Origin of the sequence: Pyxidicoccus sp. MSG2, assembly GCF_026626705.1 — a bacterium.
GTDB lineage: Bacteria > Myxococcota > Myxococcia > Myxococcales > Myxococcaceae > Myxococcus.
The window spans coordinates 6,704,849-6,722,692 of record NZ_JAPNKC010000001.1 but is presented as its reverse complement, the minus strand read 5'-3'; the positions used below and the strand labels follow the sequence as shown (position 1 = coordinate 6,722,692).

The 17,844-nt window shown below is 72.2% G+C and carries 14 protein-coding genes; 3 read left to right on the top strand and 11 right to left on the bottom strand.

What is annotated here, in order from left to right; translation table 11 throughout:
• Positions 1 to 11: 11 nt before the first annotated feature.
• Entirely contained in the window at positions 12 to 1,037 is a 1,026-nt protein-coding gene (locus tag OV427_RS26490; protein WP_267858960.1) for a PEGA domain-containing protein, read from the bottom strand.
• Positions 1,034 to 2,878 carry a serine/threonine protein kinase gene (locus OV427_RS26485; RefSeq protein WP_267858959.1) on the bottom strand — a complete coding sequence of 615 codons (1,845 nt, stop codon included), beginning with the start codon at positions 2,876 to 2,878 and terminating at the stop codon, positions 1,034 to 1,036. Before OV427_RS26485 ends, OV427_RS26490 begins: the two co-directional genes overlap by 4 nt.
• A 208-nt stretch (positions 2,879 to 3,086) precedes the next feature.
• Here OV427_RS26485 and OV427_RS26480 point away from each other — a divergent pair, with 208 nt between their 5' ends.
• Positions 3,087 to 6,662 carry a DEAD/DEAH box helicase gene (locus tag OV427_RS26480; protein ID WP_267858958.1) on the top strand — a complete coding sequence of 1,192 codons (3,576 nt, stop codon included), beginning with the start codon at positions 3,087 to 3,089 and terminating at the stop codon, positions 6,660 to 6,662.
• Positions 6,663 to 6,878: 216 nt separating this feature from the next.
• Positions 6,879 to 8,420, top strand: a complete 1,542-nt coding sequence (locus tag OV427_RS26475) for a hypothetical protein (RefSeq protein WP_267858957.1) — start codon at positions 6,879 to 6,881, stop codon at positions 8,418 to 8,420.
• 223 nt (positions 8,421 to 8,643) lie between these two features.
• Here OV427_RS26475 and OV427_RS26470 read toward each other — a convergent pair whose 3' ends face one another.
• From OV427_RS26470 to OV427_RS26445, 6 genes are all read right to left on the bottom strand, one after another.
• A complete protein-coding gene (locus tag OV427_RS26470; RefSeq protein WP_267858956.1) occupies positions 8,644 to 9,063 on the bottom strand; it encodes a cell envelope biogenesis protein TolA in 420 nt (139 codons plus the stop codon).
• A gap of 124 nt (positions 9,064 to 9,187) precedes the next feature.
• Positions 9,188 to 10,342, bottom strand: a complete 1,155-nt coding sequence (locus OV427_RS26465; RefSeq protein WP_267858955.1) for a tetratricopeptide repeat protein — start codon at positions 10,340 to 10,342, stop codon at positions 9,188 to 9,190.
• 161 nt (positions 10,343 to 10,503) lie between these two features.
• Positions 10,504 to 11,268 carry a LytR/AlgR family response regulator transcription factor gene (locus OV427_RS26460; RefSeq protein WP_267858954.1) on the bottom strand — a complete coding sequence of 255 codons (765 nt, stop codon included), beginning with the start codon at positions 11,266 to 11,268 and terminating at the stop codon, positions 10,504 to 10,506.
• The gene (locus OV427_RS26455) at positions 11,265 to 12,404 is read right to left on the bottom strand and encodes a sensor histidine kinase (protein WP_267858953.1); all 1,140 of its coding nucleotides are present in this window, start codon (positions 12,402 to 12,404) and stop codon (positions 11,265 to 11,267) included. The genes OV427_RS26460 and OV427_RS26455 overlap by 4 nt, the downstream gene beginning before the upstream one ends.
• A 2-nt stretch (positions 12,405 to 12,406) precedes the next feature.
• Positions 12,407 to 13,495 carry a succinyl-diaminopimelate desuccinylase gene (gene dapE, locus OV427_RS26450; protein ID WP_267858952.1) on the bottom strand — a complete coding sequence of 363 codons (1,089 nt, stop codon included), beginning with the start codon at positions 13,493 to 13,495 and terminating at the stop codon, positions 12,407 to 12,409.
• A gap of 109 nt (positions 13,496 to 13,604) precedes the next feature.
• Positions 13,605 to 14,177 (bottom strand): hypothetical protein, encoded by a 573-nt coding sequence (locus OV427_RS26445; protein ID WP_267858951.1) that lies wholly within the window; start codon positions 14,175 to 14,177, stop codon positions 13,605 to 13,607.
• A gap of 191 nt (positions 14,178 to 14,368) precedes the next feature.
• On the opposite strand from OV427_RS26445, the gene OV427_RS26440 reads away from it, so the two are divergent.
• Entirely contained in the window at positions 14,369 to 15,799 is a 1,431-nt protein-coding gene (locus OV427_RS26440; RefSeq protein ID WP_267858950.1) for an ankyrin repeat domain-containing protein, read from the top strand.
• Between the two features lie 13 nt (positions 15,800 to 15,812).
• On the opposite strand, the gene OV427_RS26435 is transcribed toward OV427_RS26440, so the two are convergent.
• The 3 genes from OV427_RS26435 to OV427_RS26425 form a co-directional block, all read right to left on the bottom strand.
• The gene (locus tag OV427_RS26435) at positions 15,813 to 16,448 is read right to left on the bottom strand and encodes a cupin domain-containing protein (RefSeq protein WP_267858949.1); all 636 of its coding nucleotides are present in this window, start codon (positions 16,446 to 16,448) and stop codon (positions 15,813 to 15,815) included.
• A 62-nt stretch (positions 16,449 to 16,510) separates the two neighbouring features.
• Positions 16,511 to 17,335 carry a 2,3,4,5-tetrahydropyridine-2,6-dicarboxylate N-succinyltransferase gene (locus OV427_RS26430; protein ID WP_267863479.1) on the bottom strand — a complete coding sequence of 275 codons (825 nt, stop codon included), beginning with the start codon at positions 17,333 to 17,335 and terminating at the stop codon, positions 16,511 to 16,513.
• A 90-nt stretch (positions 17,336 to 17,425) separates the two neighbouring features.
• The gene (locus tag OV427_RS26425) at positions 17,426 to 17,746 is read right to left on the bottom strand and encodes a hypothetical protein (protein ID WP_267858948.1); all 321 of its coding nucleotides are present in this window, start codon (positions 17,744 to 17,746) and stop codon (positions 17,426 to 17,428) included.
• Positions 17,747 to 17,844 lie beyond the last annotated feature (98 nt).

The following is a 17,844-nucleotide window of genomic DNA, read 5'->3' as shown; positions in this document are numbered from 1 at the left end:
AAGTCTGAAGGCTAGAAGGCACCGGCAACACCCACGCTGCCGGGACCCACGCCCACCGTCACCGACGGGGCGGAGGCCTCGGAAGAGGCGTTGGAGGAGGAGCCGCCGCCGGAGAAGGTCATGAAGGCGGAGATGCCGGCGGCCACCACCGTGGCTCCGGTGAGGATGTCGCTGGTGAGGGCCATCGTCTTCGCCTTGCTGCTGGCGTCGTCCAACTGGGCGCGCGTCACGCCGAAGGTGTCCCGCTGCGTCTTCAAGTCACTGGCCGCACCGTTGGCGAGCAGGGCGGTGACGCCCGCGCCCACCGCCAGCGCGCCGGTGGCGGTCCACATCTTCCAGGGGAAGCCGCGCGGCTCGGCCCGGGCCGAGAGGCCGGGAGCCGCCGACACGGGGGCGGAGGCCACGGGCGCCGCCACGGGGGCGGGCTTCGGCACGGGCGGAGGCGCGAAGTCGAGCTGCACCCGCACGCTGTCCATGCCGGCCACGTCCACCATGCGCGTGACGGGCGGCTCACCGGGCAGCTCGGCCGTCACCTTGCGCCGGCCGGCGCTCACCACCACCGGCTCGGACAGCGGGGTGCGCCCCACCGGCTGGTCATCCACGGACACCTGCGCGCCCACCGGCTGGGTGACGATGTCCAGCGAGGCCACGCGCGAGCGCAGGCGCTCCACCTCGCGCTGCACCTCCTCGCGGCGCTGGGCGGTGATGTCCGCCTGCCCCTCCTGCAGGTACTGCTGGAAGCTGCTCAGCGCGCCCGCGTAGTCCTGAAGCTGATACTGGACCTGGGCGATGCTGTAGAGGAGCCGGTAGCTGGGCGCCAGCTCGTAGGCGCGCTCGAACTCCACCAGCGCCGCGCGGAAGTCGCTCTCCTCGTAGAACTCCTTGCCGCGCTCGTAGCGCCGCTGCGCCTCCTCCATCTGCTGGTTGCGCGGGGTGGGGGCCTTGCGAGCGGGGGCGGCGCTGGCGCTGCCCGCGGCCATCGCCACCAGGAGCACGAGGGCGAGCCGCTTCGGATGACACATCGAGATGGGGGTCATGGGGTTTCCGAGGAAGGGGTAGCGCCCTGCTCGGCCCAGGGGTCGTCCGGGTCGAGGGTGCGCCGGGGCGGCTTGCGCCGGGCCGGCTTCGCGGGCAGCTCGGCGAAGTCCGGCGACTGGGGCTGCACCTGGGCCGGCTCGCGCGGTGGGCTCTCCACGACGGCGGGACGGCGCGACTCCTGGCCGCGCCGGGAGAGGGTGATGTCGAGCGCCAGGTCGCGGTCGAGGCGCACCTCCTTCACCACCGTCGTGTAGCCGGAGGCGGAGACGCGCAGCGTGCGCACGCGGCCATCCCGGGGGAAGGTGTCCGAGAAGGGGTTGCCCTCCAGCGGCTGGTCGTCCAGGCGAAGCTGGGCCTTGCGCGGCGTCACCGTCACCTGCAGTTCCACCTCCGCCGGCTCGGCGGGGGCCTGCGCCGTGGCCCCGGCGGGCGGAACGACGGTTCCTTCCACGGTGGCGCCCTGCACGGCCGTGGCGACGCCGGTGGGCGGAACGACGGTTCCTTCCGCGTTCGTGCCCGCGGGGGCCGTGCCCGGCACCCCTGTCGTGGAGGGCACCGCGCCGTTGGCCCCGGGCGCGGCGGGGACGCCCGTGGAGGGCGGCGTGTTGGCGGCCACGGGGGCGGAGGGCGGGCCACCCCCACCGCTGGGGCGCAGGACCACGGCGACGGCGCCCGCCAGCAGCGCGCCGACGCCCACGGCGAGCAGGAGCACGCCCCGGCCTCGCGTCAGGAACAGGGGGCGGGTGGGGCCGGTGGGCTGCGGCGGGGTGACCTCCGTCGGAGCGCGCATGGACGGGCCGGTGGCGGGCCGCGGAGGGCCGGAGCCCGGCGGCGCATCCCAGGGCACGCTGACCCCGCCGGAGACAGGGGTGCCCACGACGGGGCTCCCACCGACGGGCACGCCCGCGCGGCTGATGAGCTGGGCCATGTGCTGCGCGCCCACCGGGTGCCCGCAGCTCAGCAGGTACCGGTCCAGGTCCGCCTGCATCTGCCGGCAGTCCGCGTACCGCGTCTCGCGGTCCTTCGCGAGGGCGCGCTGGATGATGCGCAGCAGGGCCTCGGGTGCGCCTTCTCGCCGCGCGTCCACGGGAATGAAGGGCTCGAAGAGGATGGCACGCATCAGCGCCGCTTCGTTGCTGGCCTCGAAGGGCTTGGCACCCGCCACCATCTCGTAGAGCACCACCCCCAGCGAGTACACGTCCGTGCGTGGGTCCAGCGGCTCGTTGCGCAGCTGCTCGGGCGCCATGTACGGCACCTTGCCCTTGAGCGTGCCCACCTGCGTCTGCGGCGCCTGGCTGGTGGCCTTGGCGATGCCGAAGTCCACCAGCTTCACGTTGCCGCTGCGTGACAGCAGGATGTTGTCGGGGCTGACGTCGCGGTGAATCATCCGCAGCGCCTCGCCCGTGTCCGGATCACAGAACTCGTGCGCGAACGTGAGCCCCTCGCACACCGCTGACGCGATGCGCGCACAAAGGGGATAGGGTATCGCCTGGCCCTGCGCGGCCAGCCGCCGCAGCAGCGCACGCAGCGTCGGCCCGTCGATGTACTCCATCGCCAGGAAGTACGCGCCCGCCGCCTCGCCGAAGTCGAAAATCTGCACGAGGTTGGGGTGGTTGAGCCGCGCCGCCAGCCGGGCCTCGGCCAGGAACATCTCGACGAACTGGGGGTCCTGCGCCAGGTGCGGCAGGATGCACTTCACCACCAGCGTCTTCTCGAAGCCTCCCGGGCCCGCGGCACGCGCCCGGTACACCTTTGCCATCCCGCCTTGACCCAGCTCGGTGACGAGCTCGTATCTGCCCAGCAGATTGGCGCGGGTGGATGCATCACGCGGGGCCGACACTGTTACCTCTCCGTAAAATTCGCAGACCGCGAATAGGCTGCTTCTACAGAGCCGTGGCACATGGGGGCCAGTACGTGACCGCTGTGTTTACATGATCGTTACCTCCTCGTTACCGAGGTAGCTTCACAGCCGTCGCCGTTGCATGGTCGTGACACTCAGCCCCGGATGCTTGCCTTTCCCCGGCGCATCCTGAAGAAACAGCCACCGCATGCCTCCCGAGCCCGCGCCGTCCTCCCCTCGCTCCTCGCAGGAGGCCGGAGGCCCTCCCTTCGACACGGATGGCGCACTGCTCACGTGGCTCCGGGCGCACGGCATCGAGCACGTCACCCGCCTCAGCCTCGTCATGCTCGGCCCGCGCGTGGAGGCCCCGCTGGTGCCGCAGTTCCGCATGGCCATCGCCGGTCGCAGGCTGGTGGAGCTGGCCAGCTCGGAGTCCGTGGCGCGCTGGACCTCCGAGGTCCAGCCGTCCCCGAAGATGCGGGAGCTGCTCCCCCGCCTCGCCTGCCGCTTCCTGGAGGACGAGCGCGCCGCCGCCGAGGACGCCCGCGCCTCCATCCCCGAGCGCCTGCGTCCTCCCGAGGAAGCCCGCACGCACCCCGTCCACCGCCTCCTCGTGGAGCTGCGCGCCCGCATCCCGGACACGGTCGCCGCCCGGCCGCGGCGCTGGCTGTCCCCGGAGACCCTCCAGCACGACGCCGTCCTGCCCGGCTTCAAGCTCAAGGAGATCCGCTGCTCGGAACTGCCGCTCGGCGCCGTGGCCGGCTTCATCCTCCCCGAGGCACGCCTCACCTTCTCGCCCACGGAGGTGAAGGCGGACTGCTCCTGCGGCGCCACGGCGTGCGTCCACATGCTCGCCGCCATCGACACCGCCCTGCTCTGGCTGCGCCAGCCCTGGACGGACGAGCTCGGTGAGCTGCTCGAGGAACTGGTCCGCCCCGCCTGGGAGCGCACGCTGCGCGCCCTGGAGCGCGCCGTCGAGGAGAGCCCGAGCGCGGCGGCGGGCTCGGAGCTCTCCTGGCGCCTGGAGGTCATCCCGAGCTACGGCGTGGAGCTCGCCCCCTACGTCCACCGCCGCAACAAGAAGGGCCAGCTCAGCACCGGCTCGCGACTCACCCGGCGACGGCTCCTCCAGGAGTACGGCTCGCTGCTGTCCCCCACCGACGCGCGCCTCGCCGCGCTGCTGCCGGAGACCGCGGCCCCCGCCTCGCGAGAGCTGCTCTTCGAGCTCGCCAACCACCCGCGCATCTTCCTGGAGGACACCCCGGAGCTGGTGCGAGTCGAACGCGCCCGGGTGGGGCTCGTCGCCGAGGACCGCGACGGCACCGTCATCGTCGCCGCGGGTGTGGACGGAGCGACACTTCCCCCCACGCTGCTGGAGCGCGTCCGTAGGTCGAAGCCCGACGAAGCCCTCTTCCTGTGGGACGAGGGCTCGCGCCGGCTCACCGTGCTCGACGTCAGCGCGGAGGCCCGCGCCGTCCTCTCCGTGCTCCAGCGCCACGGCAACGCCTTCCCTCCGGAGAGCCACGGCGCGCTCCTGGAGCGCCTGTCCAGGTTCTCCCAGCGCCTGCCGGTGGCCATGCCCCGCAGCGTCATGGGCGAGGCGCTCCCCACGCGCAACCTCATCGTGTTGCGGCTCGAGGCCCAGCACGGCGGCGGCGTGCGCCTGGAGGTCCGCACGCGTCCGCTTCCCGACAGTGGAGCGTTCGTCCCGGGTGAGGGCTCCCGCGATGTCCACGTGCGGCGGGGCACCACGCCCTTCCATGCGGTGCGCGACTTCGTCCAGGAGCGCGAGGCCGCCGAGGCGCTCCTGGCCCGGCTCCCGCTCGACACCGCCAGTCCGGATGAGGTCTTCCCCTATACCTTCCTCTACACCAGCGCCCACGGCGCGCTGACGCTGCTCAAGGTCTGCGCCGCGCTGGAGCCGAAGCCCGAGCTGGAATGGACTGGCGCGCCCCTGCGGCTGCTCGCCGGGCGCGGGCCCGCCGCCCTCAAGGTCACCGTCGAGCGCAAGCGCCACTGGTTCGGCGTGCTCGGCGCGCTGTCCGTGGACGGAGAGCGCGTGGAGCTGGCACGACTGCTGGACGCGGCCCGCCGCAAGGAGCGCTTCGTCCACGTCTCCGCGCAGTCCTACGTGGAGATTGAAGACGCCCTGCGCCAGCACCTGGAGCGGCTGTCGGACCACGCGTACCTCTCGCGCCACGGCCTGGAGGTCGGCCCGTCCGCCGCCGAGGCCCTGAGCGCGCTCGGCGCCGCGGGCGCGAAGGTGGAGTCGGACGTCGCGTGGCAGAAGCTCGTGGAGCGCATCTTCGCCGCGAAGGAATTGCGCCCCCGTGTCCCCGCGACGCTGAAGACGGAGCTGCGCGACTACCAGCTCGACGGCTTCCGCTGGCTCACGCGGCTGGCCTCGTGGAACGCGGGCGGCGTGCTCGCGGACGACATGGGCCTGGGCAAGACGGTGCAGGCCCTGGCCGTGCTGCTCGACAGGAGCAGGCTCGGCCCCGCGCTGGTGCTGGCGCCCACCTCCGTGGCCTTCAACTGGATGGACGAGGCGAAGCGCTTCGCTCCGTCGCTGCGGATGCACCTCTACGCGGACGCGGAGGACCGGGGTGGCACGCTGGAGCGCCTGGGGCCGAAAGACGTCCTCGTGCTCAGCTATGGCCTGCTCACGCGCGACATCGAGCGGCTGTCCTCGCTGCGCTTCTCCACCGTCGTCTTCGACGAGGCCCAGACGCTGAAGAACGCGGCGACGCACCGCTTCCGCGCCGCGCGGCTGCTCGAGGCGGACTTCCGCTTCGCCCTCTCCGGCACGCCGCTGGAGAACCACCTGGGCGAGCTGTGGGCCCTCTTCGCCGTCGTCTTCCCGGAGCTGCTCGGAAGCTGGGAGGCCTTCCGCGAGCGCTTCGCGGCGCCCATCGAGAAGGGCATCGACCCCACGGCCGCGCCCGCGCTGGCCCGCGTGCTGCAACCCTTCCTCCTCCGGCGCACCAAGGCCCAGGTGGAGGCGCAGCTTCCGCCGCGCACCGACGTGCGCGTGCCCGTGGTGTTCTCCTCCGCGGAGTGGCAGCTCTACGAGGATGCCCGGCTCGCCGCGCTCTCGGAGTTGGAGACGCGCAAGGCGAAGCTGCGCGAGCAGGAGCGCCGCATCGAAGTCCTCGCCGCGCTCACCCGGCTGCGCCTGCTCGCCTCGCACCCGCGCCTCTACGACCCGACCTCCACGCTGGAGTCCTCCAAGCTGAAGCGCTTCATGGAACTGGTGGAGGAGCTGCGGGCGGAAGGGCAGCGGACGCTCGTCTTCAGCCAGTTCACCTCGCACCTGGCGCTGGTGCGCGAGGTGCTGGACGCGCAGGGCATCCGGTACGAGTACCTGGACGGCCAGACGCCGCAGGGTGCACGGGCAGAACGCGTGCGGGCCTTCCAGGAGGGCACCGCGCCGCTGTTCCTCATCTCCCTCAAGGCCGGCGGCTTCGGCCTCAACCTCACCGCCGCCACCAGCGTCATCCACCTGGACCCGTGGTGGAACCCGGCCGTGGAGGACCAGGCGTCAGACCGCGCCCACCGCATCGGCCAGGAGCGGCCCGTCACCGTCTACCGGCTGGTGGCGCGCGGCACCCTGGAGGAGCAGATGCTCGCGCTGCACGAGCACAAGCGCGCGCTGGTGGCCGGCGTGCTCGAAGGCAAGGACCAGGCGGGCCGACTCACCACGAAGGAGCTGCTCGCCCTCCTCGCCCAGAAGCTCGCTCCTCCGGCCCCGACGGGGGATGAGCCGCCGCCCACCCGTCACTGAGGTGGAGCGGGGGCACCCACGGCCCGCGCGCGCCCGGAGTGGGTAAACCGCGCGCCCCACCTGTGGCGCGGCGGGGTGCGGCGGAAGGAACCTTCGTTCCACTCGGGTGCGGCGGCCGTTGCGCAGCGGGGCGGGCAGGCGGGCAGACGTCGAGCCCCTTGTTGCTGGCACCGTGTGGCATGCGGACCCTCCTCCTCGGCGGAGGGGGTTTTCATCATGCGACTGGGGCTGGGGTGGCGTTGGGCCCGGACCGTCATCGGGATGACGGTGCTGGGTTGGATGGGGCTGGTGACGGCTTGCAGCAGCGGTGAGGTGGACACGCCTCCCGCCACGGAAGACTGCGTGGACACGCTCGGAGAGGACTGCTCCGCGGCGCCCGGGCCTGGTCCGGAGGACGGTGGCGACCTCCCGCCGCCTGTCGAGCAACCCCAGGAAGAGGAGCCTCCGGACACCCGCCCGGAACCCACGCCGGAGCCACCGCCGCCCCCGCCGGGCCCGGGTGCCACGCTGTGGGTGGCGCGCGAGGGCACGCCGCAGGACGACCTGGCGCTGGACGCGGCGGTGGACGCCAGCGGCGACATCTTCACGGTGGCCATCCACGGCATCGACGACCTGGAAACCCGCACCCGGACGGATGACCGGGTCTCCCTGGTGCTGACGCGGCGCTCGGCGGATGGCGAGACGCGCTGGCAGCGGACCTTCGAGGTGCGCTCGCCCGAGACACCCGCCGAGCTGCACGCCGACGTGCGCGCCCATGTGGCCGTGGACCCCGCGGGCGGCTTCTTCCTGGCGGGCAACGTGACGGGCCTGCTGGACTTCGAGACGCGCGAGCTGGGCGACGGCGCCTTCGTGGCCCGGCTGGACGCGAATGGAAACCTCGTCTGGGCGACGCCCGCGGGCACTGGCCTTACCGTGGCGGACCTCGCGGTGGATGCACAGGGCCGCGCGCTGGTGGCCTTCAACGACTCCGGCGCGGTGGTGGTGACGTACTCGGCGGACGGGAAGGCGGAGCACTCCCTCTCCATCGGCAGGCCCGAGGGCAAGGAGGACTCCGTCGAATTGACCACACTCGCGGTGGACGGCCGTGGGCGGATGGCGGTGGGCGGCCGCTACGTGGGCGCGGTGCGCATCGGCAACCAGCGCGTGGAGTCCACCCGCGACGGCAGCCCCTTCCTGGCGCTCTACTCGGACGGCGCGCTGACGTGGGCCAAGGCGCTGCAGCACGCGCGCGGCTCCGTGACGGCGGTGGGGCTGGACGGCCAGGGTGCGGTGGTGGCCACCGGGTCCTTCCTGGGCACCGTGGACTGGGCGAGCAAGAAGCTCCAGGGCCACCCCTACCGCTACAGCCCCTTCCTCATCTCCACGCAGTCGGGCGGCCAGGAGCGCTGGAGCCGCAACCTCGGTGACGGGCTCCAGGTGGGCTCACTCGCGGTGGACACCACAGGCGAGGTGGTGGTGGGAGGCTTCACCTACAACCGCATCGAGGACGGCGCCGCCAGCTCGGACGGCATGGGTTCCTCGCAGCCGGTGGCCCTGCGCTACGACGCCACCGGCGCGGTGGTGGCCACCCGACTCTTCCTGTCGGACCCGCCCAGGCCACGGGGCGAGCTGGCCGGCCTGGAGGCCATGCCCACCGTGGCGGTGCTGCCGGGAGGCGATGCCATCCTCTTCGGCCACACGGACCGAGAGAGCGACTTCGGCCCCGGCCGTCGCCCCGCCGCCCGGGCGGACATCTTCCTCCTGCGCCTCAAGCGTTGACGTTTGAAAGCGCCGGGCGCGCCGCTGGGGCGCCCGCGCGCGTTCGAGGGCCACGGTGCGCGGCGAGTGTCCGCGACCCGTGGCCCTTCGTGTTTCCAGCGGACGGGCTGCGAGCGGAGCGGAACGGGGCAAAGCCCGCCTCCGGCCCCGGCGCCTGCACGCGAGCGGTGCGAACGGGTCGCGGCGGATGGACGGGGCAAAGCCCGCCCCCGGCTCCTGCACGTTACCGGCGCGAGCTCTTGCGGCTGGTGGTGCGGCGAGCGGCGCCCTTCCGGGTGCCACCCCGTACGGTGGTGGTCTTGCGAACAGTCGTCTTGCGAGCCGTCCTCCCGGCGGCGGCCGTCTTCCGCGTGGTGGCCTTGCGAGCGCCCCGACCCGCCACGCGGGCGGTCTTCTTGCGAGCAGCGCTCTTGCGGGTGGCCGTCTTGCCGCGGGCGGCCGTCTTGCCACGCGTGGTGGCGCGCTTCGCGGAGGTCTTCCGCGCGCCCTTCCGGGCACCGGCGGCGCGCGTGGAGGTCTTGCGGGTGGTGCGGCGCGACGAGGTACGGCGCCGCGTGGTGCCTCCCGTGCCGGCGGTGCCAGTGGTGGGGGTGGACGCCAGGGCGTCGGTGATCTGCGAGTTCACGAGGGTCTCATTCGTCATGCAATCGGCTCCGGAAGAGAGGACAGCGTGTGAAGCCAGGGCAGGGTACGCCCATTCCCTCACGCGCAATGCAGCGAACCCATACAGATGAACGACAGCGGACGAATGACACGCGCGGCGCCGCTCAGCGAAGCGCGATGCCGTGCTCGCGACCGAGCCGCTCCACGTCTTCGAGCACGACGACGTCCAGCCCGCGCGCGGTCGCGAGGGTCCAGGCGCGACGGAGCCACTCCTCGAAGTGCGCCGTATCGCCCCGCAGGGCATGTGTCCTCGCCACGTCGAGCTGCACATCCACCAGCGTGAGCCAGTCCTGGTGGGCCTCGGCGTTGGCCATGGCCTGCTCCAGATGCGAGAGCGCGGACGCGGCGTCCTCGCGGCGCAGGTGGACGCGGCCCAGGGCGGCGTGGGACTCGCGCAGGCTCGCCGGGTCCTTCACCTCCTCGGCCATGCGCAGTGCCCGCTGCACGGCGGCGAGCGCCTCCTCACTCCGGGGCTCGCGCAGGGTGAGCACCTGGGCCAGGGTGATGAGCGCGAACACCTGACCGGTGCGGAAGCCCACCTGCTCGCGCAGGCGCAGGCACTCCCGGTGCCGCGCGAGCGCCGTGTCCAGGTCCCCGTCCTTCTCCGAGAGGTCGGCCAGGTGCCGCAAATCATACGACTGCATGAGCGCGTCTCCGGACTCCCGTGCGAGCGCGAGGGAGCGCTCGAAGAAGCCGCGCGCCCCCGCGGTGTCGCCCTGGAACTGCCGGGTGAGGCCCAGGTGGAAGAGGGCCTCGGTGACGCCGCGCGTGTCTCCGGCCTCCCCTGCCAGCACCTGGGCCCGCTCGAAGAGGGTGACCACCGGTTCCCACTCGCCTCGCCCCGCGACGACCTTGTTCCAGTAGAGGAACATGCCCTGCGCATCCAGCGCGGCGGCCAGCGCGCGCGGGTCCCCCGAGGCCTCCGCGAGCTGCCGCGCGCGCTGGAGGACAGCGAGCACGTCGGCCTCCTTCATCCCCGGCTCATGGCGGAGCTGGCGCGTGAGGACCCGGCCCAGCTCCGCCTGGAGGCGGGCCTCACCGGCGGCGTCCTTCAGCAGCCGGGCCCGTTCAATGGCGAAGCGTCCCAGGTCCGCGGCCTCGTGGAAGCGGCTCTCCAGGTCATACGCCTGCATGACGGAGACGGCGGACGCGGCGAAAGAGGGCGATTGCACCGCGCGCCCCTCGCGCCCCTGCTCCACTCGCCCGGCTGCGCAGGCGGTGACGAGTCCCAACAGCCCCACAGAGATGATGCGCCCCATGTCTTCCTCCCGGGGAAGCGCCCTGGCCTCCCAGCCCCCGGAAAGCTACGGAGGCACCCGGCGGGAAGGGCGCCCATGGGATGAGGCGCGGAAGGAAGGGACGAGCCGCGTGCCCCCGGTGACGGGACGCAGCGGGCATCAGCCCCGCGAGCCCGACCTCCTCACAACGGATGACCGAGCACCTGCTCCAGCCGCGCACGGTACGTCCGGCTCAGCGTCAGCTCCCGCCCGTCGCGCAGCAACAACCGGTGGTCCCCGGACAGCGTGGGCGACAGCGAGTGGATGCGGTCCACGTTGACGAGCGCCGAGCGATGGACGCGCGCGAACCTGCGCGACGCGAGCCGGGCCTCCAGCTCCGCCAGCGTCTCGCGCAGCAGGTGCTCCTCCCGGCCCACGTGCAGGGTGACGTAGTTGCCGGCGGACTCCACCCAGTCGATGTCCTCCACCGGCACCAGCAGCGTCTGCGCGCCGGACTTCACCACCAGGCGCTCGGAGCCCGGAGCCACGGGCCGCAATTCCTGGAGCAGGTGCTGGAGCTGCTGCCTCAGGTCCACCGGTGGCGAGGCCAGACGCTCGCGCACGCGGACCAGGGTGCGCCGGAAGCGCTCCACCGTGAAGGGCTTGAGGAGGTAGTCCACGGCGGCGGCCTCGAACGCGCGCACCGCGTGCTGCGGCCATGCCGTGACGAAGACGACCACGGGCGGAGGCGCCCCTGCCGTCTCCGCGAGCACGCCGAAGCCATCCTTCTCCGGCATCTCCACGTCGAGGAACACCAACGCCGGACGCTCGCGGGCGATGACGGACAGTGCCTCCTGCCCATCGCCACACTCGGCCAGCGGGTGCAGGTCCGTCTCCGGGGCCAGCAGGGCGCGCAGCCGCTCACGGGCCAGGGGCTCGTCGTCGACGATGAGGGTGCGGACCTTCATGGCCGGACGCTCCGGTAGGGCAGCGAGAGGGACACGGAGAAGCCGCGTGGCGCATTGGCCGCCAGCGTCATCGAATGCGCGGCCCCATGGAGCCGCTCCAGCCTGGCGCGCGTACTCCCCAGCCCGATGCCCTCGCGCAGTCCCTCCAATCCCGAGGACGGTGGACCGACGCCGTCATCGCGGACCTCCACGGACAGCCGCTCTCCGGAGCGGACAGCCCGGACCCACACCCGTCCAGGTCCCCGGCGAGGGGCGATGCCGTGGCGGATGGCGTTCTCCACCAGCGGCTGGAGCAGGAGCGGCGGCACCAACGCGTCGCGAGCTTCGGGCGCCACGTCCACCTCCACGTGGAGCCGGTCGGAGAAGCGGGTGCGCTCGATGTCGAGGTACGGCGCGAGCAGCTCCAGCTCCTCCGAGAGGGGCACCTCGTGGCGGCCGTCGCGCTCCAGGCTGGCGCGCAGCAATTCACTGAGCTGGCCCACCATGCGGTCCGCGGCCTCCACGTCGCGGTGCATGAGGGCGGAGATGGCGTGGAGGGTGTTGAAGAGGAAGTGCGGGCGGAGCTGGCTGCGCAGCAGGTGGAGCTGCGCCTGCGCGAGCTGGGCCTCGAGCTGCGAGGCGCGCACGGCCTCCTCGCGCACCTGCCGCGAGTAGCGCACGGCCGCGTCCAGCCCCACCAGGGACAGGTAGATGAGCAGGTCGAAGTCGGTGGTCTTCGACAGCATGTACGTGAAGTACGACCACGAGGCGGGCCAGCCGCCCACGGGCGCCAGCAGCCAATGGCGCAGCACCGCGTGCAGGGCCATGTGCGCCACGGCGAAGAGGAGCCCCGGTGGCAGGTGGAGCGCGAGCTGCACGGGCCAGGGCCGCCCTGTGGCGCGCACCCGCCGCGCGACGGCGAGGATGAGCGGGGTGAGGAGGGCCCAGCTGTACCACTCGACGGCGCCCACGATGAACGTCTCGCCGAAGCCGGAGGGCTCGCCCCGCGACGCGCGGTAGACGGACAGCTGCGCGGTGTAGACGAGCACCAGCACCGTGTACCCGGCCAGCACCAGCACGGGCCCGAGCCAGCGTCGCGGGACGCCAGCTCGCGAGCCCCCGGGCAGCAGGCGCGAGAGCCACGAGGGCCGGGACACGCTCAGCCCGCGCCCTGGAGGAACGCGGCGAGCTTCTCGTACGCCACGGCCAGCGGAGGGATGGGCGCGCTCTCGTTGGCCTGGTGGGCCTGGGCCGTCTCACCGGGCCCGTAGTTCACCGCGTCCACGCCCCACTCACCGAAGCGGGCCACGTCGGTCCACGCCTGCTTGGACGCCGCGGGCAGGGCCGTGAGCGCCAGCAGCTTCTTGAACAGCGGATTGCCAGCCGCCACCGGGCCGCTGGGCGAGGCGTCGGTGAACTCCACCTCCGCGCGGCCGGCGACGAGCGCCCGCACGTCCTCCTTCGCCTGCTCGATGCTCTTGCCCGGCGCGAAGCGGTAGTTGAGGTTCAGCTCGAACGCCTCGGGGATGACGTTGCGCGCGCGGCCGCCCTTGGCCAGCGTGGCGTTGATGACCTCGTAGAAGGGGAAGCCGGCGACATCCACCTCCACGCGCTGGCGGCCGAGCAGCTCCGTGAGGAACGGCCCCGCCTTGTGGATGGCGTTCTCCCCCTGCCACGGCCGCGCCGAGTGCGCGCTGCGCCCGGTGAAGCGCACCGTCACCTGCATGGAGCCGACGCAGCCCACCTGCACCACGCTGTCGGTGGGCTCCATGGCGATGCCGAACTTCACCCGCGCCAGGTCCGGGCGCTGGGCGAACAGCGGAATGAGGCCGCTCTCCGCGTAGGCGCCCTCCTCGCGCTCGTAGAAGAGGAAGGCGAGGTTGACGGGGAGCGTGTCGCGGCGCAGGTCCTCGGCCAGCGCCATCATCACCGCGAGGCCGCCCTTCATGTCGGAGGCGCCGAGCCCGAAGATGCGCTCACCCTCGATGCGAGGCTCGCGGCCCTGGTCGCTCGGGTGCGCGGGCACGGTGTCCAGGTGGCCGATGAGCGCCACCGTGGGACGCGAGTCCTCCAGGTGTCCGAGGAGCAGCGTGTGCCCGACGCGGAACACCTCGTCGCGCTTGAAGTGCTGGAGGGCCCAACGTTCGACATGGTCGGCGATGGGGCCTTCGTGGGTGATGGGGCTGGGGATGCGGCACAGCTCGAGCGTGGTGCGAGCGAGCCGGGTGGCCAGTTCTAGGGAAGACATGCGGCGGGCACCATACCGCCGCGCCACCCGGAATGCAGTCGGCTCCGGTGCCGAGTGAGCGGAGCGTGACACGCGGGGACACCCGGCCCCCGCGTGCGCGCGGCGTGACTCAGTAGATGGTGTTGTTCACGTCCTCGAAGGTAAAGGACCAGAACGTGGTGCCGCCCGTCTCGAAGCCATACAGCACGCCATTCGCGCAGGCCGTCGGCGTCACCGAGGTGGTGAAGCCCCACGTGTTCGACTGCATCGTCACCACGCCCGTCGAGGAGACGGAGAGGGTCCACGAGTCCTTGGCGTACGCCGAGAAGTCCTGCCAGCCCACGCTCCAGTCACCCGTCCAGTAGCTCCGGTCGCTGAAGACCTGGCTGGAATTGGCCGAGCTGTTGCCAATCTTCGCCGGGGTGCAGCTCCAGTAACCGCCCACGATTCGGCAGATGGAGCCGGTATAGGTGGTGAGCTGCCCGGTGAGCGACGACGCGAGGCCGCGGGCGCCACCGCCGCTCACGTTGACGATGGACACAGCGTGCACGTTCACGTCGTAGAGGCGGCTGTTGACGTCGCCGGTGCGCACCCACTCGATGTGCGGCTGGAGCATGGTGGCGCAGTCCTCCGCGCGGGCCTCCGTGGCAACGAGGGAGAGCAGGCCGAAGCCGCAGGCGGCGATGAGGGAAGAAGGACGCATGGAAGTCTTCTTGGGTCTGCCGGTGGAAAGGAGGCGCGTGCGCCGGCACTCGCGTGCGCCGGCCACCCCTTCTGCAACCCCCGTGCACACGCCCGAAGCCTCCGTCTCCGAGGGAAACACGTGCTCCTCACGGCGTGACACCGCGCCTGTTTCCCTGTGACAGGGGTGCGACAGCAATGTAATCCAGTGGCATGTCCGAGAACGCGACCCAGGCCCTGCTCTCCCTGTGCGAAGACAAAGGCCGCTGGAAGGCGGAGCTGAGCGCGGCCGCCGTGCGGGAGCTGCTGGCGCAGGGCGCCGACGTGAACGGGCGCGGCCGGTATGGCTCGACGCCGCTGCACTCCGCCGTGCTCGCGCCCTACTCGAAGTCCGACCCGCACCCCAGCCTCGACGTGGTGCGCGTGCTGCTCGCCGCGGGCGCGGACCCCAATGCCCGCGACGAGCACGCCCAGACACCGCTCCTCCGCGCCGTCCCCCTCAACGAGGACACCGCCTACGAGCGGCACGCCCTGGAGCTCATCGCCGTGCTGCGCGCGGCGGGGGCGACGGTGCCCTCCGACGTGAAGGACTCCCACTCGGGGGCATTCCGTCTCAGCGGCGCGGCGCTCTACAAGGAACTGCTCGACGCGGGCGCTCCGGTGGACGCGCGCGACAACGGCGGAGGGACTCCGCTGCACAGCGCGGCCTCCTATGGATACGCGCCCATCACCGAGCTGCTGCTCGCGCGGGGCGCCGAGGTGAATACGCTCGACAAGCTCGGCCGCACCCCGCTCGGCATCGCGCTGCGCCAGCGAGACCAGCCCTGGGTCAAGGCCAACAACCGCACCGCGGGCTTCAAGGCCACCATCGCCCTGCTGGAGCGCGCCGGAGGCCAGCCGCGCGTCCCCTACGCCCGGAACGAGACGGACCCCTTCGCGCCCATCCCCGTCGACGGCGCCGCGCTGCGCGCCGCCGTGCCGAAGAACCGGTTCCCCTTCGAGCACGAGGTGGACTCGGCGCAGGAGTTCGTCAGCGGAATCCACGGCTACGGCGAGCCCGAGCGGGCCCTGGCCCTCCTGACGGCGCTGCGGGATGCGGTCGGCGTGCCGCCGCGGCCCCTGCGCCTGGCGGGCCCGCTGAGGCTGGACCAGCCCTTCTTCCACCACGGCGACCTGGAGGTGGACGGCGACCTCGACATCGGCAGGTCCTTCGGCGTCACGGGCAACCTCACCGTCCACGGCGTGCTGAAGGACCAGGACAACGACTCGAAGGTCAACGTCCTCGGGGACGTGCGCTGCCACGCGCTCTACACGGACGGGGAGATCAACCTCCGGGGCGACCTCCACGCGCGCGACGTCGTCTACGCCTATTACAACGACCACACGCTGGCCGCTGGCACCATCCATGCGCGCGTCGTCATCGAGGACGACCACGGCATCATGGCGTCCGTCCAGGCCGAGCATCACTTCGACATGGACACGTACAGCCAGGGCTACGGCGAAGGGGTGCCCGAGCGTCTGAAGGAGCTGTTCGTCGACGAGGTGTTCGAGGCGGAAGAGGAAGAAGAGCCGGCCCGGCTCGACAGGTTCGGGCTCTTCGACCGCCTTCGCAAGGGTCTGCCCGTCTTCCGCGAGCGGCCCTGACGCGGAACACCGCTCACGCGGGCGAAGCGGCTTCCTCCTCGAAGCTCGTCACGCCCTCCAGCAGGGACGCGCAGATGCAGGCCGGGCCGTCCAGCGCGGTGAAGCCGTGCACGCTGCTCTCCGACTTCTCCTGCTCCTCGCCCGGCCACACCTCGTGGCCGTCGTCCTCGCGGAAGCCGCCCTCCAGCACCAGGTTCCATTCGCGGCCGTGGTGCGTGTGGCGCGGGTAGCGCACGCCCGCGTTCAGCCGGAGGATGCCGGCCAGCATCCCTTCGCGCGCGGGCCCCACCTCCACCGGCAGCAGCTCCGAGCCGTCCACCGGCCCCGGCATCCACGCGGACGGGTCGCTCACGGACTCCAGCACCGCCAGCGCCTTCTCGCGCGTCAGGTCGAAGAACGCGGCCACGCGGTCCGCGAAGCGGGCGAGCCGCCCCGGGCCTTCCATCTGCGCCATCACCCGCGCCAGCACCTCGGGCGGAGGCTCCACGGGGACGACCAGGGCGGTGAGGCCCTCACGCACGGGCAGCAGCCGGGCCGCCTCGGCACGGCACCGGGCACAGTCGGCCAGGTGCCGCTCGGCGGCCTCCCGGGCCCCAGCATCCAGGGTGCCCAGCGCCCACTCAGGCAGGATGTCGTCCACGTGCTTCATCGTCACATTCCACCCCACTCCACCCTATCTACGGAATGCGGTCCCGGTTGGATTTCTCTCGCCTAGACGGGCACGGCGAAGTCGCGCAGGGCGGCGTTGAGGCTGGTCTTCTGGTCGGTGGACTGCTTGCGCTGTCCGATGATGAGCGCGCACGGCACCATGTATTTCCCGGCGGGGAACTGCTTCTCCCGCATGCCCGGAATCACCACGCTGCGCGCGGGCACCCTCCCCTTGTAGACCTTCTCCTCCGGGCCCGTGACGTCGATGATTTGCGTGGACGCGGTGAGCACCACGTTGGCGCCCAGCACCGCCTCCTCCTCCACCACCACGCCCTCCACCACGATGCAGCGGCTGCCCAGGAAGGCGCCGTCCTCGATGATGACCGGAGACGCGGTGGGCGGCTCGAGCACGCCGCCCAGCCCCACGCCGCCGGACAGGTGCACGTGCTTGCCCACCTGCGCGCAGCTGCCCACCGTGGCCCAGGTGTCCACCATGGTGCCCGCGCCTACGCGCGCGCCGATGTTGACGTAGCCGGGCATCACCACCGCGCCCCGCTCCACGAAGGCGCCGTAGCGCACCGTGCCCGGGGGCACCACGCGCACGCCCGCCGCCTCCAGGCCCTTCTTCAGCGGCACCTTGTCGTAGAACTCGAAGGGGCCCACCTCCATCACCTGCATCTCCGACACCGCGAAGAACAGGAGGATGGCCTCCTTCACCCAGGCGTTGACCTTCCACCCGTCCGGGCCTTTCTCCGCCACGCGGAGCTCGCCCGAGTCCAGCCGCGCCAGCGTCTCGCGCACGGCGGCCACGTGGGCCGAATCCTTCAGCTTCGTCCGATCCGCGAACGCGGCGGACACCCTCTGCGACAGCGCGTCAATGGGTGACAGGGAGGAAGACATGGCGGCTCCTTGAAGCACACTTTGGCGCGCCGCGCCGCACCCGCGTGAGGGCCCGCGGGTGCGCCGTCGGGTGCAGCCTCATGGACGGGCTTCGCCCCACCCCGCCGGCTCCGTCAGCGGATGCGTCTGCGTGGGAATCTCCCCGTGCAGCGACCTGGACGCCACCACCTGCCGGCCGGCGCTCCGTCCTTCCAGCAACACCTCGCCCCGCGCCACGTGCCGCACCCGGGACAGCGGAACCTCCGTCCAGTGCGGGCTGAAGGGCCAGCGCCGCACGTACAGGTGCTCCTGACCGATGAGGGCCACGTGCCCCAGCTTCTTCCCGTCCTCGTCGCGCACCCGCATGCCCTGAACGATGGAGCGCCGCTCGTACGGCGACGCCGACTCTGGCCACGCCATGGCTGTCACCTCCCACCCTCTCAAGCTGGGGCCCCACCCGCCCGGCCGCGAGCACTCGGCCTGCGCCTGTCTCCCCACCTGCCCTCCATGGTTTCAAC

What these genes read in the sequence shown, in the direction of transcription:
- OV427_RS26440 (WP_267858950.1), top strand. Translation starts at nt 14,369, where the DNA reads ATGTCCGAGAACGCGACCCAGGCCCTGCTCTCCCTGTGCGAAGACAAA.
- OV427_RS26425 (WP_267858948.1), bottom strand. Translation starts at nt 17,746, where the DNA reads ATGGCGTGGCCAGAGTCGGCGTCGCCGTACGAGCGGCGCTCCATCGTT.
- OV427_RS26445 (WP_267858951.1), bottom strand. Translation starts at nt 14,177, where the DNA reads ATGCGTCCTTCTTCCCTCATCGCCGCCTGCGGCTTCGGCCTGCTCTCC.
- dapE (WP_267858952.1), bottom strand. Translation starts at nt 13,495, where the DNA reads ATGTCTTCCCTAGAACTGGCCACCCGGCTCGCTCGCACCACGCTCGAG.
- OV427_RS26460 (WP_267858954.1), bottom strand. Translation starts at nt 11,268, where the DNA reads ATGAAGGTCCGCACCCTCATCGTCGACGACGAGCCCCTGGCCCGTGAG.
- OV427_RS26465 (WP_267858955.1), bottom strand. Translation starts at nt 10,342, where the DNA reads ATGGGGCGCATCATCTCTGTGGGGCTGTTGGGACTCGTCACCGCCTGC.
- OV427_RS26475 (WP_267858957.1), top strand. Translation starts at nt 6,879, where the DNA reads ATGCGACTGGGGCTGGGGTGGCGTTGGGCCCGGACCGTCATCGGGATG.
- OV427_RS26470 (WP_267858956.1), bottom strand. Translation starts at nt 9,063, where the DNA reads ATGACGAATGAGACCCTCGTGAACTCGCAGATCACCGACGCCCTGGCG.
- OV427_RS26435 (WP_267858949.1), bottom strand. Translation starts at nt 16,448, where the DNA reads ATGAAGCACGTGGACGACATCCTGCCTGAGTGGGCGCTGGGCACCCTG.
- OV427_RS26490 (WP_267858960.1), bottom strand. Translation starts at nt 1,037, where the DNA reads ATGACCCCCATCTCGATGTGTCATCCGAAGCGGCTCGCCCTCGTGCTC.
- OV427_RS26480 (WP_267858958.1), top strand. Translation starts at nt 3,087, where the DNA reads ATGCCTCCCGAGCCCGCGCCGTCCTCCCCTCGCTCCTCGCAGGAGGCC.